This is a genomic window from Cupriavidus sp. 05L310 (genome assembly GCF_056398185.1).
Genome location: NZ_JBFTOX010000028.1, coordinates 45,709 through 61,650, shown reverse-complemented (window position 1 = coordinate 61,650; position 15,942 = coordinate 45,709). Strand labels below are relative to the sequence as shown.

General features: G+C 66.0%; 13 protein-coding genes. 6 read left to right on the top strand and 7 right to left on the bottom strand.

Annotation, left to right across the window (positions count from 1 at the left end):
* Positions 1 to 218: 218 nt before the first annotated feature.
* Positions 219 to 2,075 (top strand): phosphoenolpyruvate carboxykinase (GTP), encoded by a 1,857-nt coding sequence (locus AC1DS6_RS21000; RefSeq protein ID WP_441634305.1) that lies wholly within the window; start codon positions 219 to 221, stop codon positions 2,073 to 2,075.
* Positions 2,076 to 2,182: 107 nt separating this feature from the next.
* Here the strand turns inward: AC1DS6_RS21000 and AC1DS6_RS20995 are convergent, their stop codons facing one another.
* The gene (locus AC1DS6_RS20995) at positions 2,183 to 2,845 is read right to left on the bottom strand and encodes a response regulator (RefSeq protein WP_035865578.1); all 663 of its coding nucleotides are present in this window, start codon (positions 2,843 to 2,845) and stop codon (positions 2,183 to 2,185) included.
* Entirely contained in the window at positions 2,842 to 4,248 is a 1,407-nt protein-coding gene (locus AC1DS6_RS20990; RefSeq protein WP_441634303.1) for a cache domain-containing protein, read from the bottom strand. Before AC1DS6_RS20990 ends, AC1DS6_RS20995 begins: the two co-directional genes overlap by 4 nt.
* Before the next feature lie 393 nt (positions 4,249 to 4,641).
* On the opposite strand from AC1DS6_RS20990, the gene AC1DS6_RS20985 reads away from it, so the two are divergent.
* From AC1DS6_RS20985 to AC1DS6_RS20975, 3 genes are all read left to right on the top strand, one after another.
* Positions 4,642 to 6,714, top strand: coding sequence for a carbon starvation CstA family protein (locus AC1DS6_RS20985; RefSeq protein ID WP_441634301.1), 2,073 nt, complete (start codon positions 4,642 to 4,644; stop codon positions 6,712 to 6,714).
* Between the two features lie 58 nt (positions 6,715 to 6,772).
* Entirely contained in the window at positions 6,773 to 6,967 is a 195-nt protein-coding gene (locus tag AC1DS6_RS20980; RefSeq protein ID WP_013958452.1) for a YbdD/YjiX family protein, read from the top strand.
* A 157-nt stretch (positions 6,968 to 7,124) separates the two neighbouring features.
* Entirely contained in the window at positions 7,125 to 7,601 is a 477-nt protein-coding gene (locus tag AC1DS6_RS20975) for a hypothetical protein (protein ID WP_477103009.1), read from the top strand.
* A gap of 396 nt (positions 7,602 to 7,997) precedes the next feature.
* On the opposite strand, the gene AC1DS6_RS20970 is transcribed toward AC1DS6_RS20975, so the two are convergent.
* Positions 7,998 to 8,303 carry a hypothetical protein gene (locus AC1DS6_RS20970; RefSeq protein ID WP_441637266.1) on the bottom strand — a complete coding sequence of 102 codons (306 nt, stop codon included), beginning with the start codon at positions 8,301 to 8,303 and terminating at the stop codon, positions 7,998 to 8,000.
* A gap of 192 nt (positions 8,304 to 8,495) precedes the next feature.
* Between AC1DS6_RS20970 and AC1DS6_RS20965 the strand changes: the two genes are divergently transcribed.
* Entirely contained in the window at positions 8,496 to 9,398 is a 903-nt protein-coding gene (locus AC1DS6_RS20965; RefSeq protein ID WP_045241972.1) for a LysR family transcriptional regulator, read from the top strand.
* Between the two features lie 63 nt (positions 9,399 to 9,461).
* Here the strand turns inward: AC1DS6_RS20965 and AC1DS6_RS20960 are convergent, their stop codons facing one another.
* The 4 genes from AC1DS6_RS20960 to AC1DS6_RS20945 form a co-directional block, all read right to left on the bottom strand.
* Positions 9,462 to 12,146 carry a DNA topoisomerase III gene (locus AC1DS6_RS20960; protein WP_441637268.1) on the bottom strand — a complete coding sequence of 895 codons (2,685 nt, stop codon included), beginning with the start codon at positions 12,144 to 12,146 and terminating at the stop codon, positions 9,462 to 9,464.
* Between the two features lie 214 nt (positions 12,147 to 12,360).
* Positions 12,361 to 12,777: a thioredoxin family protein gene (locus tag AC1DS6_RS20955; RefSeq protein WP_441637272.1), complete on the bottom strand. Its 417-nt coding sequence runs from the start codon at positions 12,775 to 12,777 to the stop codon at positions 12,361 to 12,363.
* Between the two features lie 94 nt (positions 12,778 to 12,871).
* Positions 12,872 to 14,014, bottom strand: coding sequence for a DNA-processing protein DprA (gene dprA / locus AC1DS6_RS20950; RefSeq protein ID WP_441637270.1), 1,143 nt, complete (start codon positions 14,012 to 14,014; stop codon positions 12,872 to 12,874).
* Complete coding sequence (locus AC1DS6_RS20945; RefSeq protein ID WP_441637274.1) at positions 14,011 to 15,183, bottom strand: LysM peptidoglycan-binding domain-containing protein; 1,173 nt, start codon at positions 15,181 to 15,183, stop codon at positions 14,011 to 14,013. The genes dprA and AC1DS6_RS20945 overlap by 4 nt, the downstream gene beginning before the upstream one ends.
* Positions 15,184 to 15,345: 162 nt before the next feature.
* Here AC1DS6_RS20945 and def point away from each other — a divergent pair, with 162 nt between their 5' ends.
* Positions 15,346 to 15,861 carry a peptide deformylase gene (gene def, locus AC1DS6_RS20940; protein ID WP_441632555.1) on the top strand — a complete coding sequence of 172 codons (516 nt, stop codon included), beginning with the start codon at positions 15,346 to 15,348 and terminating at the stop codon, positions 15,859 to 15,861.
* Positions 15,862 to 15,942: the final 81 nt, after the last annotated feature.

Here is a 15,942-nt window from a genome sequence, read left to right as displayed (position 1 = left end):
CGCCACTGTAGCGCAGCCGCAGGGCCAGCCGCGACCTTTTGCGCAGTTCCGGTCGCTGTGGAGTTGTAACGGGATGTGACGATCCACCGGCCCGGCGCGGAACCAGCGGCGAGCCGCCGCGGTCTGCTCTGGCAAGGAGGCTCGCCGCCAGCCGTTTCCGGCGGTGGCAGTGCGGGCCAGGCTTTGCAAGAATTCTCTCTACGCTTTGGAGTTGCAGTATGAACCACCCCACAATGCAGGGCACGCCCGCACTCAACGTTCCAGCCTGGGTCAAGCACCAGAAGCTGATTGCCTGGGTTGCCGAGTTCGCGGCCCTCGCCAAACCCGACAATATCCACTGGTGCGACGGCTCGCAGGAAGAGTACGACCGCCTGTGCGAGCAGATGGTCGCCGCCGGCACCATGAAGCGCCTCAACCCGGCCAAGCGCAAGAACTCGTTCCTGGCGCTGTCCGATCCGTCCGATGTGGCGCGTGTGGAAGACCGCACCTTCATCTGCTCGCAGAAGAAGGAAGATGCCGGCGCCACCAACAACTGGACCGCCCCGGCGGAAATGCGCCAGACGCTGGCCGGCCTGTTCGATGGCTGCATGCGCGGCCGGACCCTGTATGTGGTGCCGTTCTCGATGGGCCCGCTGGGCTCGCCGATCGCCCACATCGGCGTGGAACTGTCGGATTCGCCATATGTTGCGGTCAATATGCGCATCATGACGCGCATGGGCCGCGCCGTGTTCGACGTGCTGGACACCGATGGCGAGTTCGTACCGTGCGTGCATACCGTGGGCAAGCCGCTGGCTGCCGGCGAGAAGGACGTGGCGTGGCCGTGCAACGCCACCAAGTACATCGTGCATTTCCCGGAAACGCGCGAGATCTGGTCCTACGGCTCGGGTTACGGCGGCAACGCGCTGCTGGGCAAGAAATGTTTCGCACTGCGTATCGCTTCGACCATGGGCCGCGATGAAGGCTGGCTGGCCGAGCATATGCTGATCCTCGGCGTGACCTCGCCCGAGGGCAAGAAATACCATGTGGCCGCGGCGTTCCCGTCGGCCTGCGGCAAGACCAACTTCGCCATGCTGATCCCGCCCAAGGGCTTCGAGGGCTGGAAGGTCACCACCATCGGCGACGATATCGCCTGGATCAAGCCGGGCCAGGACGGCCGCCTGTACGCCATCAACCCGGAAGCCGGCTATTTCGGCGTGGCGCCGGGCACCAGCGAGAAGACCAACTTCAACGCGATGGCCACCCTGAAGGAAAACGTCATCTTTACCAATGTCGCGCTGACCGACGACGGCGACGTGTGGTGGGAAGGCATGAGCAAGGAAGCTCCGGCCCACCTGATCGACTGGCAGGGCAAGGACTGGACGCCGGCCATCGCCAAGGAAACCGGCGCCAAGGCCGCGCACCCGAACGCCCGTTTCACCGCGCCGGCCGTGCAGTGCCCGTCGATCGACGAGAACTGGGACAACCCGGCTGGCGTCGCCATCGACGCGTTCATCTTCGGCGGCCGCCGCTCCACCACGGTGCCGCTGGTGACCGAAGCCCGCAACTGGACCGAAGGCGTCTACATGGCCGCCACCATGGGCTCGGAAACCACCGCCGCCGCTGCCGGCCAACAAGGCGTGGTGCGCCGCGACCCGTTCGCCATGCTGCCGTTCTGCGGCTACAACATGAGCGACTACTTCGGCCACTGGCTGGCGCTGGGCAAGAAGCTGGAAGCCAGCGGCGCCAAGCTGCCGGGCATCTACTGCGTCAACTGGTTCCGCAAGGACGCGGACGGCAACTTCGTGTGGCCGGGCTTCGGCGAGAACATGCGCGTGCTGTCGTGGATGATCGACCGCGTCGAAGGCCGTGGCCAGGGCAGTGACCACGTGTTCGGTACCTCGCCGCGCTACGAGGACCTGAACTGGCAAGGCCTGGATTTCACCAAGCAGCAGTTCGACCAGGTCACCTCCATCGATCACGCCGCCTGGCAACAGGAACTGGCGCTGCACGAGGAACTGTTCACGCAACTCAAGCACAACCTGCCGCAAGCCCTGGTGGATGCCAAGGCCGCGCTGGCCAAGCGCCTGTCTGCCTAAATAGCAGGCAACCTGGCTGGCAACCCGGGTCCGTCCCGGGCACCGGCAAAAGGAAGCCCACCCCGGCAACGGGGTGGGCTTTTTCCATTGTGGCGCCGCCGGCAGCGTCAGCCCGGGCTGCCGCCCTGCGCATCGCCATGCTCCACGGCATATTTCACCAGTTCCGCGCGGCCTTCGATGCCGAGCTTGCGCCGCAGGTTGAGCCGGTGCGTCTCGATGGTGCGCACCGACACGCCGAGCGCCGCGGCGATGTCCTTGTTGGCCTGCCCCTGGCCGATGCAGTTGAAGATATCCCGCTCGCGCGGAGTGAGCGCGTCGAGCGGGCCGGCGGCAGGCGTCTGCTCGGCCATGCTGCGGGCGATGCGCGCGCTGTAGAAGACGCGTCCGGCCAGCACCGCGGCAATGGCGGCCATCAGCTCGTCGGCCGGCGCATCCTTGAGCACATAGCCGCGCGCGCCGGCACGGATCGCCTGGCGCACGTATTCGAGGTTGTCATGCATCGACACGATCAGCACGGCCAGTTCGGGATAGTCCTCGTGCAGAGCGGCAGCCAGCGCGATGCCGCCCATGCCCCGCATGCCGATATCGGTGATGACCAGGTCCGGCATGCGCTCGGCGCCGGCGTGCGCCAGCCAGGCCAGCGCGGCTTCGCCGTCGTCGGCTTCGCCCACTACCGCGAGTTCGGGCTGCAGGCCCAGGCGCATGCGCATGCCGTCGCGCACCAGCGCATGGTCGTCGATCAGCAGGACACGGGCGGGTGCATGGCTCATGAGTGTGTAGTTCCAGGTAAGTCTTGGGGGGCCTGCCGCGATGGGGCGGGCACGACCGGCACCGCGGCGTGCAGCCGGGTCGTGCCCGGCGCGGAGACGATATCGAACTCGCCGCCCAGCGCGGCAATGCGTTCGCGCAGATTGCGCAGGCCAATGCCGCGCTTGGGATCATGCTGCATGCGCGCCACGTCGAAGCCGGCGCCGTCATCCTGCACCGTCAGCCGGGTAGCGTTGGCGTCGAACGCCAGCACCAGGGTGACATGGCGCGCATGCGCGTGACGCTCCACATTGGTAAGCGCCTCCTGGGCGATGCGGAACAGCGCGGTGGCCTGCTCGTCGGCCAGTTCGCGCGGCTTGCCGGTACGCGATACCGTGATCTGCAGCCCGCTGCCCTCCTGCATCTCGCGAGCGAGATGCTCAAGCGCGGCGAACAGGCCGAGGTCGTCCAGCAGGGCGGGGCGCAGGTTGCGAGCCACCCTGCGCACTTCATTGAACACGGTGTCCAGACGGACCAGCGCCGTGCCAAGCACGGGCGCAACCGAGGTGCCCTCTGCCGGCGCCATGCGCAGGCGGTTGGCGGCGGTCTCCAGCAGCAACTTGACCGACACCAGCAGTTGGCTGATGCCGTCATGCAGTTCGCGAGACAGGCGCGCGCGTTCCTCCTCCTGCGACTGCACCACGCGCTGCGCCAGTTGCCGGAGCTTGGCGTCGGCCTCGCGGTGCTCGCTGACGTTGAGGGCGAGCCCGCTGGCGGCGACCAGCAGGATGCTGATGGCGGCGATCACGCCGATCCACGCCATGGTTTCCCGGATGTCGGTCTCCGCCCGCGCATCCAGCTGGCGCAGCGTGCGCTCGACGTCGTCGAGGTAAATGCCCGTGCCCAACATCCAGTTCCATTCCGGCACGGCGACCACATAGCCAAGCTTGGGGGCCAGTTGCTGCGAGGAGGGCTTCTTCCACTGGTAACGCACCGACCCGCCGCCCGCCCGGGCCGCCGCGATCAGCTTCTGGATGGTGAGAGCGCCCTGCGGGTCACGCATGCTCCACAAATCCTGCCCCACCAGCTCGGGCTGGCGTGGGTGCATCAGGTTGCGGCCCTGCATGTCGTAGAGGAAAAAATAGCCATCGGGACCGTAGTCGAGGCGCGCCAGCGCCTGCATGGCGGCATCGCGCGTGGCGGCATCGATGCGGCCGGAATGCACCATCGGCGCAATCGCGCTTTGCGCCAGTTCCACGTAGTGGCGCAGCTCGGTTTCCTTGCTTTGCAGGTAGGCTGCCTCGACCAGCACGCGCTCATGGCGGGCCAGTTCGCTGGCCTGGTAGCGCACGGCCAGGGCGATGCCGAGCATGGCGACGGCGAGCGGCGCGACGGCCAGCAACAGGATTTTTTGACGGAGTTTCATCGGTACCGGGGTAAACACGGATAACGCGCAAGCGGCATGTGATCGTCGATCTGCGTAGTAACACGCAGCGCCGCTGCGTAGTTCCGCGCTTGTGCCGCCAGGGACGGGTGTCAATACTACACGCCGGACGCGCGATCTCTGCCCGGCAGTGGTTTGCATGCGTCCTGCGCAGTGGGTGCGCCCAGCGACAAAGCTGTTTGCATCGCCCGCCTGCGACGACGGAACCGGAACTTGCGAGACATACCGGGCGCCGGCGAAAGATCTGGCAGGGAACAGCTTGTGCCGCCCGCCTCCCTTCGCCCGCCGCCGCCAGGGACACCAACCGCGTGTCCCGCTTGCTTGCCTGCCCTGCCGCCGCTGGCTCCCAATAAATGGTCTGAGGAGATCCTCATCATGAATCGCATCGGGCAACACCTGGTGTGGCTGGCCGTCGCCATCCTTGGCGCCTTCGCCTTTGCCACCGTTGCACTGTCTCGCGGCGAAGCCGTCAGTGCCTTGTGGATCGTGGTCGCCGCGGTCTGTATCTATCTGATCGCCTACCGCTACTACAGCAAGTTCATCGCCGAAAAGGTGATGCAGCTGGATCCCAAACGCATGACGCCAGCCTGGCGCCACAACGACGGGCTGGACTACGTGCCGACCAACAAGGCCGTGCTGTTCGGCCACCACTTTGCCGCCATCGCCGGCGCCGGCCCGCTGGTGGGCCCGGTGCTTGCGGCGCAGATGGGCTACATGCCGGGCATGCTGTGGATCCTGGCCGGCGTGGTGTTTGCCGGCGCGGTACAGGACTTCATGGTGCTGTTCATCTCCACGCGCCGCGACGGCCGCTCGCTGGGCGACCTGATCAAGTCCGAAATGGGCACGATACCCGGCATGATCGCGTTGTTCGGCTGCTTCATGATCATGATCATCATCCTGGCGGTGCTGGCGCTGATCGTGGTGAAGGCGCTGGCGGACTCGCCCTGGGGCACCTTCACGGTGGCGGTGACGATTCCCATCGCCCTTTTCATGGGGATCTACACGCGCTACATCCGCCCGGGCCGCATCGGCGAAGTGTCGGTAATCGGTTTCGTGCTGCTGATGCTCGCCATCATCGGCGGCCAGTATGTGCATGAAAGCGCCGTGCTGGCGCCGCTGTTCACCTACGACGGCAAGGCGCTCACGTGGATGCTGATCATCTACGGTTTTATCGCCGCCGTGCTGCCGGTGTGGCTGCTGCTGGCCCCGCGCGACTATCTGTCCACCTTCCTGAAAATCGGCACCATCATCGCGCTGGCCATCGGCATCCTGATCGTGGCGCCGGAGCTGAAGATGCCGGCGTTCACGCAGTTCGCCAAGGGCGGCGGGCCGGTGTGGTCGGGCAACCTGTTCCCGTTCCTCTTCATCACCATCGCCTGCGGCGCGGTATCGGGCTTCCACGCGCTGATCTCGTCGGGCACCACGCCCAAGCTGCTGGAAAGCGAAGCGCATATGCGCTTTATCGGGTACGGCGCGATGCTGGCCGAGTCCTTCGTCGCCATCATGGCGCTGGTGGCCGCCTCGGTGATCGAACCGGGCGTGTACTTCGCCATGAACAGCCCGGCGGCCGTGATCGGCACCTCGCCGGAATCCGTGGCCCAGGTGGTATCTGGCTGGGGCTTCGTCATCACCCCGGACGTGCTGATCCAGACCGCCAAGGATGTCGGCGAAAACACCATCATCTCGCGTGCCGGCGGTGCGCCGACGCTGGCGGTGGGCATCGCCCACATCCTGCACCAGGTGGTGGGCGGCCAGGCCATGATGGCGTTCTGGTACCACTTCGCCATCCTGTTCGAGGCGCTGTTCATCCTGACCGCGGTGGATGCGGGCACCCGTGCCGGCCGTTTCATGCTGCAGGACCTGCTGGGCAGCTTCGTGCCCTCGTTCCGCCGCACCGACTCGCTGCCGGCCAACCTGATCGCCACGGCGCTGACCGTGTCGTTCTGGGGCTACTTCCTGTACCAGGGCGTGGTTGACCCGCTGGGCGGGATCAACACGTTGTGGCCGCTGTTCGGCATCTCCAACCAGATGCTGGCCGCGGTGGCGCTGGTGCTCGGTACCTGCGTGCTGGTGAAGATGAAGCGCGGGCAGTACGCCTGGGTTACCCTGGTGCCCACCATCTGGCTACTGATCTGCACGCTGACCGCCGGCTGGCAAAAGCTGTTCGACGCCGATCCCAAGGTCAGCTTCCTGACCCACGCGGCCAAGTTCAGCGACGCCATCGCCCAGGGCAAGGTACTGGCGCCGGCCAAGTCGATGGAGCAGATGCACCGAATCGTCTTCAACGATTACCTGGACGCCGGCCTGTGCGCGCTGTTCATGTTCGTGGTGCTGTCGATCGTGTTCTACGGTTTCAAGACCGCCATGAAGGCCCGCGCGGTGAACCGCCCGACCGACCGCGAGACGCCGTTCGAACCGATGCCGGCTTCGGCCTCGGCGCAGTCCTGAGTTCGCGCGGCAGCCACTGGCAAGCGCAAACCCGATATTTGGAAACAGGAGATCCAGCATGCTTGAGCAACTTGGAACCATGGGACGCTACCTGGGCCAGTCCCTGCGCCTGATGGTGGGTTTGCCGGACTACCAGACCTATGTGGCCCATATGGAGTCAACCCACCCCGACCGCGAGCCCATGAGCTACGAGGCATTCTTCCGCGAACGCCAGGAAGCGCGTTACGGCGGCGGGCAGGGCAAGTGCTGCTGAACCGCATGATATCCACGTAACATCGTGGACGGGCCGCCCCAAAAGGCGGCCCGTTTTACGTTTCCCCAGGGGTTACAGGGCCTTACACGTGGTTACAGCAAGTCCGGAGCGACTTCTCTACACTTGCGCCATCGTTGCTAACCCAAGGAAAAAGAACATGTCTCGCCACACCGTTCGCAGTTTCACCCTGGCCATCGCCCTGGCGGCATCCGCGCTGCCGGTGTTCGCGGGCGATATGAACAATGCCCTCGGCGGCGCGCTCGGCGGTGTCGCCGGGGCGGCGGTGGGCGGCGCGCTTGGCGGCTCGACCGGTGCCGTGATCGGCGGCGCGGTAGGCGGCGGCGCTGGCGGCGCGGTCACCTCCAACCGGCGCGAGCGCACCGGTGCCATCATCGGTGGCGCGCTGGGCGGCGGCGCGGGTACGGCAGCAGGCAACGCCATGGGCGGGCGCACCGGCGGCCTGCTGGGTGCCGCGGTAGGTGGCGGCGCTGGCGCCGCACTAGGCGGCAACGTCTCGCGCAGCAACTCCTATGCGGACGAGCGCGCCCGCGGTTATCGCGACGACCGCTATTACCGCAGCGGCTACAAGCGCAAGCATGGCCGTGGCCACTACCATCACGATCACGACGACTGATCGGCCTGGTGGGGCCGTTGCCCCGCGCGCAGGCGGCCGGTGTGCAATGCCGGCAGGAAAACGGGCCATTCGCGGCCCGTTTTTTTATGCCCGCGAGGCCCGTCAGCAGAGATTTCAGGAAAGAGGACAAGGCAAGGGATGAGCATCGGGGCGTATGATGCATCACCTGCAGGCTACGTCCGTAGCAGGACACCACGCGGACGGGATAGTAGGGCAGGGGCAATGCCGGACAATGAGGTGCCCAAAAACAAACATGCCCGTACCGGCGCGGTACGGGCATGTCCTCCGGTTAGTACGGGGAGAGAGCTTCCGCTCCCTCCCCGTCGGCCTGTGGAGATCAGCCGAAAGGGGTGAAAACCGCCGGCAGAGACGATGCCTGCCGGCTGGCCAGCGGCCTTACAGGCTTGCTGCGCCGTCGCTGAACACGTCGAACTTGCCGGCCTTGGCGCCGTCGGTGTACGGGTCGAACTTGCCGGCGCGGGCGCCATCGGTGAATGCGTCGAACTTGCCGGCGCGGGCACCGTCGGTGAAGCTGTCAAACTTGCCGGCCCTGCCGCCGTTGCTGTAAACCGAGGTCTGGGTGGCGCGGGCGCCATCGGTATAGGGGTCGAACTTGCCGGTCTTGGCGAAAGCGGGCGCGGCGGTCAGGGCAGCGGCGAGCGTGGCGGCAGCGGCGATCAGGGCGTAACGTTGGTTTTTCATGATTGAGTCCTTTCCACAGGCAGGATGCCTTGTCTTCTCAGCAGCCTTCGCTGCAATGCGGCATCCGATGGCTCCATATTAGGTATTTCCCTGATATGAATAAAGATTGCCCCCGACAATGATTAGTTGTAGTTTTAACAATAAATAACCCACTTCTCGTAAAAGTTCGCGGGCAAGACTGGAGACTATGTCATGGACCGGCTGCAATCGATGCGCGTCTTTTCCAAAGTGGTCGAGCTGGGCAGCTTTGCTCGTGCAGCGCAACAACTGGAAATGTCCAATGCGGTGGTGACGCGTTATGTGGCCGACCTGGAGAGCCACCTGGGCACCCGGCTGCTCAATCGCACTACCCGCAGCCTGTCGCTGACCGACGCCGGCGAAACCTACCTGCAGCGTTGCCAGCAGATCCTGGAAGACGTGGAGGAGGCCGAATCGGTAGTGACGGCGCGCAGCCAGTCGCTCTCGGGCACACTGCGGCTGGTGGCGCCGGTGATGTTCGGCCTGCACCTGCTCCCGGCCACGCTGGCGCGTTTTCAGGCCCTGTACCCCGAAGTGGTGTTCGATGTGCTCTTATCGGACCGTATCGTCGATATCGTGGAAGAGGGCCGCGACGTAGGCGTGGTGTTGTCTGACCTGGGGTTGGGCTCGCACCTGGTGGCGCGCCCGCTGATCTCGGCAGAGATCATCCTGTGCGCCTCGCCAGGCTATCTGCGCCAGCACCCGCCGCTGCGCCACGCGCACGAACTGGCCAACCACCGCTGTATCGCGATGCGGATTCCCACCGCGGAGCATGAATGGACGCTGTCGGGGCCGGAGGGCGAGGTGACGGTGCCGATCCGGCCTGGCCTGCTGTGCAGCAATGCCGAGCTGGCGCACCAGGCGGCGCTGGCCGATATGGGGGTGGCGATGCTGTCTGCCTATCTGGCGCGGCCGAATATCGAATCAGGGCGGTTGACGCACATCCTCCAGCAATACCGACTGCCTCGGCGCGATGTCAGCGTGGTCTATCCCAGCCGCAAGTTCCTGCCGACCAAGGTCCGCGCCTTTATCGACTTCCTGCTGGAAGAAGGCAAGATCCGCGGCAACGATCAGTAAAGGATCGAGACTGGCGCAAGGACAGGATTCGCGGAACCGGCGCGAAGCCGGTTCCGCGGCGGCTCACTCCTCGGCGTCGGCGGTGGCCTCGCCGCCGGCGCGCGACTTGCCGGTAGCACGCTTGGCCGCCGGCGCCTTGGCTGCGGCCTTCTTGGCTGCGGGCGCCTTCTTCACGGCAGCCGCCTTCTTGGCTGGTGCCTTGGCCTTGCTCGCCGTTTCAGCGTCCTGAACGTCCTCGCCGCCCGCCTTGGCGGAAGCGGTCTTGGCAGCCGTCTTCGCACCTGCCTTGGGCTCGCGGGCTTCGAACTCGAAGCCGATCTTGCCATCAGGCTGCTTGACCAGGAAGGCCTTGAAATTGCGCCCGGTGCGCGATGACTTGAATCCCGTCAGCAAATCCGTGCGTCCCGCGCCCAGCAGCTTGCCGATCTGCTCGCGCGAGATCTCCTGCTGCAGGATGATCTTGCCAGTCGTGAAGTCGCAAGACTTGGGACTGGCAACCGAGTTCTCGCACACGTACTTCATGCCATGCTCGAACACCGAGCCACTGCACTTGGGACAGGTGCCAACCGGTTCCTGGCCGCTGAAATCGACCGGCTCGCCATCGTTATCGTCGTCGTTCTGGCCGAAGTCGAATTCCATCTTGTAATGGCCTTCGTCGTCCTTGCCCAGCTTCAGGATGGCGGCGAAGGGCCGGCCCATCTTGCTGCGGAAGCCTTGCAGCGGACCGATTTCCTTCTTCAGCAGCAGCTCTTCGACCTCGTCGATCTCGAACTGGCGGCCGCCCGGGATCTTGCTGATCGAGAACTCGCAAGCGGTGCAGGCAAAGCGGCGGTAGTTCTCCTTGACCTGGCTGCCGCACTGCGGGCACGGCGTGGCCAGCGTGGCGTAGTCGCCCGGGATGGTGTCGCTGTCGTACTCCTTGGCGCGCTTGACAATCTGCTGCGTCATCTGCGCGATCTCGCGCATGAACTCGTCGCGCTTGAGGCCGCCGCGCTCGATCTGCGACAGCTTGTGCTCCCATTCACCGGTCAGCTCAGCCTGGGTCAGTTCGAGCACGCCCAGGCCTCGCAGCAGCGTCATCAGCTGGAAGGCCTTGGCGGTGGGGATCAGTTCGCGGCCCTCGCGCACCAGGTATTTCTCGGCGAGCAGGCCTTCGATGATGGCCGCGCGCGTGGCTGGCGTGCCCAGGCCCTTGCCGGCCATGGCCTCGCGCAGCGCGTCGTCGTCCACCAGCTTGCCTGCGCCTTCCATGGCGGAGAGCAGCGTGGCTTCGTTGTATCGCGCCGGCGGCTTGGTGGTCAGGCCAAAGCTGTCGACCTTGTCGACCTTGACGCGCTCGTCCTTGGCCACCGCCACCAGGTTGGCGTCGTCGCCTTGGGCTTCGCGGCCATAGACCACCAGCCAGCCCGGATTGACCAGGACCTTGCCCTCGGTCTTGAAATGATGGCCGGCCACTTCGGTAATCCGCGTGGTGACCTGGAACTCGGCCGCCGGGAAGAACACCGCCAGGAAGCGGCGCACCACCAGGTCATACAGCTTCTGCTCCGGCTCCGAGAGGTTCTTCGGGGCCTGCAGCGTCGGGATGATAGCGAAGTGATCGCTGATCTTGCTGTTGTCGAAGATCTTCTTGTTCGGCTTGACCCAGCCGCTCGCCAGCACCTTCTTGGCATGCGGCAGGTAGTTGGGCGAGCTCTCGGCAAGCATGTCCATGGTCTGCTTGACCGTGTCCATGTAGTCCTCTGGCAGCGCGCGCGCGTCGGTACGCGGGTAGGTCAGCACCTTGTGCTTTTCGTACAGCGCCTGCGCCAGGCCAAGCGTGTTCTTGGCCGAGAAACCGAAACGCGAGTTGGCCTCGCGCTGCAGCGTGGTCAGGTCGAACAGCGCCGGCGACTGCTGCGTGGAAGGCTTGGACTCTTCGGTGACGGTGCCGGTCTTGTCACGGCAGGCCGCCACGATGCTCTTGGCTTCGGCCTCGCTCCACAGGCGCGACTCGCGCGCCTCGGGATCGAACTCGTTCTTCTTGAACTTGGGATCGAACCAGCGCCCTTCGTACAGGCCGGCGGCGGCGATGAACTCGGCGCGCACTTCCCAGTAATCGCGCGGGACAAACTTCTTGATCTTCTCCTCGCGCTCCACCACGATCGACAGGGTAGGGGTCTGCACCCGGCCAACTGTGGTCAGGAAGAAGCCGCCGCCCTTGCTGTTGAAGGCGGTCATGGCGCGCGTGCCGTTGATACCCACCAGCCAGTCGGCCTCGGAGCGGCAGCGCGCGGCATCGGCCAGCGGCATCATGTCGGCGTCGTCGCGCAGGCGCGCGAAGCCGTCGCGGATTGCCTGCGGCGTCATCGACTGCAGCCACAGGCGCTGCACCGGCTGCTTGGCCTTGGCATGCTGCTGGATCAGGCGGAAGATCAGCTCCCCTTCGCGCCCCGCGTCGCAGGCGTTGACCAGGGCGGTGACATCCTTGCGCTTGATCAGGCGATTGAGCACCTTCAGGCGCGATTCGGTCTTGGCGATCGGGCGCAAATCGAAGTGCGGGGGAATCACCGGCAGGTTGGCGAAGCTCCACTTGCCTCGCTTGACCTCGTATTCGTCCGGGGCGGCAATCTCAACCAGGTGGCCGACGGCCGACGAAAGTACGTAATCATCACTTTCGAAGTATTCGTCATGCTTGGTAAAGCCCCCGAGGGCACGGGCTATATCGGCAGCAACCGATGGCTTTTCCGCGATGATGAGGGCTTTTGACATGGATCGGGTCCTTGCTGGCCGCACTCTGGCGGCCTGCGAATTATTGCCACTAAGGGCTCTGCACTATATGTAAACAGCGAGCTCGGGGCTTTGAGGCGCCAATAATAAGCGCGGTTCCGACGGCGGTGCAAGCAAGCACGCCGCCGGCGCCTTCGTCAAACAGCCGTTGCCAGCATGCGGGCCAGGCCCGGTGCGGTTGCTGTCGGTTCTTTTTTCAATGCGAATCCAGGCCGTCGCCGGCACCCTGCGCCAGCCAGTCCAGCACTTCCGGCACCTCGGCCCCGGCCGCCACCGGCATGGCGGCGCCGCGCGCCAGCATACGCTCAAGCACCTCGATATGCGGCAACAGCGTACCGTAGAACTGCGGCCGGCCCCCTGCGGCCGGCTGCACCAGCACCGTGGGAAAGTTGTCGATGTCGAGGTCGCCCAGCCGGTCGGCATGGGTTTCGATATCGATCCACACGAAGCAATCGCCGGAAAAGCGCGCCGCCAGGGATGTGAACGCCTCCTGGTAGGTCTCGCAGGTGCCGCACCAGGCCGCGCACAGGCACGCGACCAGGCGGCCTTGCGGACGCGCTGCCAGCGCCTGGGCGATCGCGCCCGGGTCCTGCTCCGGAAAGTAAACGGTCATGGCGGGATAAACATGAGCCTTTTCAGGCACGGGAAATCGTTTGATTGTAGCGGTCGCGGGGAAAACCGTGCTTCGACCGGCCTTGCGGCACCCACTAGCTTACCCGGCGATAGAAATTGCCCGGCAGCCGCTCCACGGCGCCCGCCAGTTCCAGGTTCAGCAGGACGGCTGCCACCTGCTCGGGTGGCAGGGCGGTGCGGGCGCACAGTGCATCGAGCGTGACGGGATCGTGGGTAAGCGTGAGGCCGAGGACATCGTCCAGTGCCGGCATCGGCGCAGGCAACACGGTCCGGACACCGGCGCCGCCCCAACCGAGTTCCTCCAGCACATCGTGCGCGGTTTCCACCAGCTTGGCGCCCTGGCGTATCAGCAGGTGGCAGCCCTTGGACAGCGGCGCATGGATCGAGCCGGGAATGGCGTAGACCTCGCGCCCTATTTCGGCGGCCAGCCGCGCCGTGATCAGCGACCCCGAGCGCGCCGCCGCCTCCACCACCAGCACGCCGCGCGCCAGCGCCGCGATGATGCGGTTGCGCTGGGGGAAATGATGACTGCGCCCCGGCGCGCCGAGCGGAAACTCGCTGACGATGGCGCCATGGGTGGCAATGCGGTGGGCCAGCTCGCGATGGCGGGCGGGATAGACCAGGTCGGCACCCGTGCCGATCACCGCCACGGTGCCGCCGATGCCCGCCAGCGCGCCGTCATGGGCAGCGCCATCGATCCCCAGCGCCAGCCCCGACACCACGGCCAGCCCGGCATCGGACAGCACGCGGGCGAAGCGCCGCGCATCTTCCACGCCCTGCACCGTGGCGCTGCGCGCACCGACCATGGCGACGGCCGGAGCGCCAAGCGCGTCCAGCCGGCCTTTGATGTACAGCACCAGCGGGGGGTCGGAAAGGTCCAGCAAGGGGCGGGGATAGGCTGCGTCGGCCAGCGTCACCACATGGTTGCCGGGCTCGGCGGCCCAGGCCACGGTACGCTCGACCAGCGCCATGGTGGTAGCGTCGGGCGGGGCCAGCAAGGCGCTCGCTTGCTTCTCGGGGATGACCGCCGCCAGCGCGCTGACGCTCTGCGCCAGCAGTTGCCGCGGCAGCCCGAAGACGGCCAGCAACTGGCGCAGGGCGCCCGTACCGAGGCCGCGCGCGCCCGTCAGCCGCAGCCACGCCTCGATGTCCGCGGCGTCGCGCGTGGTGGCCGGCGCCTGCACCGGACCGGCGCAGGCTGCTGCTGGCCTGGTCAACGTGGCGAGGTCACGCGGTCGCCAACCTCGATCGCGTTCGTGGCATCGGTGACCAGGGCATAGGCCACACCGGGGAACACCCGGAACACGAAGGCCAGGCCGTAGCGCTCGTCGGGCAGCAGGATGGGGCGATTGCCGTCGGTACGATCGGGCACCAACTGGCCGGCGCGGGAAAGCGCAACCACGTGGCCTGGCTCAAGGCCCGCGGTGGTGCCGAGGTTGAGCACCACCACCTGCTTGGCGCCGCCAAACTGCACGCCGCCATAGACCGCCGCGATGCGGCCATCGAGCGCGACTTCCGGGGCGCGGGGCACATAGCGCACCGGCTCGCGCGCGGGCTGGGGCATCAGCAAGGTGCCGGTGCCCATCTCCTGCTGCGCCTGTGTCACCTTGATGGTGGTCACCGCGTCGAAGCCTTCCGGATGGCGCGACACGCGGACATTGCCCTGGTATTCGGCCTCGTAGCCCAGCACAACACCGCTGACGGGGTCCTTGATCGGCTTGACCGGCTTGAAGGCCTGCCAGTCGCTGCCGATCACCGCCTCGGGCGGGGCGATGCCGCGCGCATAGGCGATGTCGCCCATGGCCAGGTAGACCCGCGACTCGGGCAGGGCGAAGATGCGCGCCGAGGTCTCCAGCGTGCCTTGGTCCACCACCAGCGGGCGGATCAGGAAGGACTCGATGTCCTTGGCGGGAATGCTGGCGATGGCGCCTTCCGGGCCACCCTCGCCGCGCACGCCCGGCGTGAGGCGCACCGTGCCGCCGGCGTCCGGGCTGGTCGAGAGCCAGGCGCGTCCGTCGCGCTGAATCAGGTACAGGACCTGGCCGGGATAGATCAGGTGAGGATTGTGGATCTGCTGCCGGTTCATGCCCCACAGCTCGGGCCAGCGCCAGGGCTGGCGCAGGAAGCGGCCCGATATGCCCCAGAGCGTGTCGCCACCGCGCACCACGTACTGCTGTGGCGCGTCCGGTGCCAGGTCGGTGGCGGGTATGCCTTGCTGCCCGGTGACAGTGGCCTGGGCCAGCTGGGCAGGGGTGACGGTAAGCTCAGCGGCATGGACTGGCGCCCCGGCGGCGGCAGTGATGCCAGCCGCACACAACATCAATCGGGCAAACGCGTGCAGCCTGCGGCCCGGCGCCGCCTGGTGTTCTTTGGTAAGATCGCGCATTTTCTCGAACCGGCTGGCAGAACAGCCGGATTGACCCTGGAGAGCGTGCCTGTTGCGGCGCGCCTTGAATTTTTGTACTTGCGCCCCGATTCTGCATGTAAACACCCGTAGCCGCAACGCGCGGGTCACATGTGTGAGCGGCAGGCGTTGCGCCCCAGCATCATGGCTAAACTCGATATCCTGACCTACCCCGATCCCCGCCTGCATACCGTGGCAAAACCGGTTGCCGTGGTGGACGACCGCATCCGCAAGCTGGTGCAGGACATGGCCGAGACCATGTACGAAGCACCGGGCATCGGCCTGGCCGCAACCCAGGTGGACGTGCACGAGCAGGTGGTGGTGATCGACATCTCCGAAACCCGCGACGCGCTGCAAGTCTTCATCAACCCGGAAATCGTCTGGTCCAGCGAGACCCGCAAGGTATCGGAAGAGGGCTGCCTGTCGGTGCCCGAGGTCTACGACCGCGTGGAACGCCCGGACCATGTGCGCGTGCGAGCCCTCAACGAAAAGGGCGAGAGCTTCGAGATCGAAGCCGACGATCTGCTGGCCGTGTGTATCCAGCACGAGATGGATCACCTCAAGGGCAAGGTCTTCGTCGAGTACCTGTCACCGCTCAAGCTTCAGCGTATCAAGTCCAAGCTGGTCAAGCTGCACAAGCGCGAACGCACCCGCATGTAAGGTAGCCGCGCCCGGACGCCCCGGCACCGGTCTGCTATCGTATTGCCTTCCCGATGAATCAAGTTGCCGGCCGCTGATGCG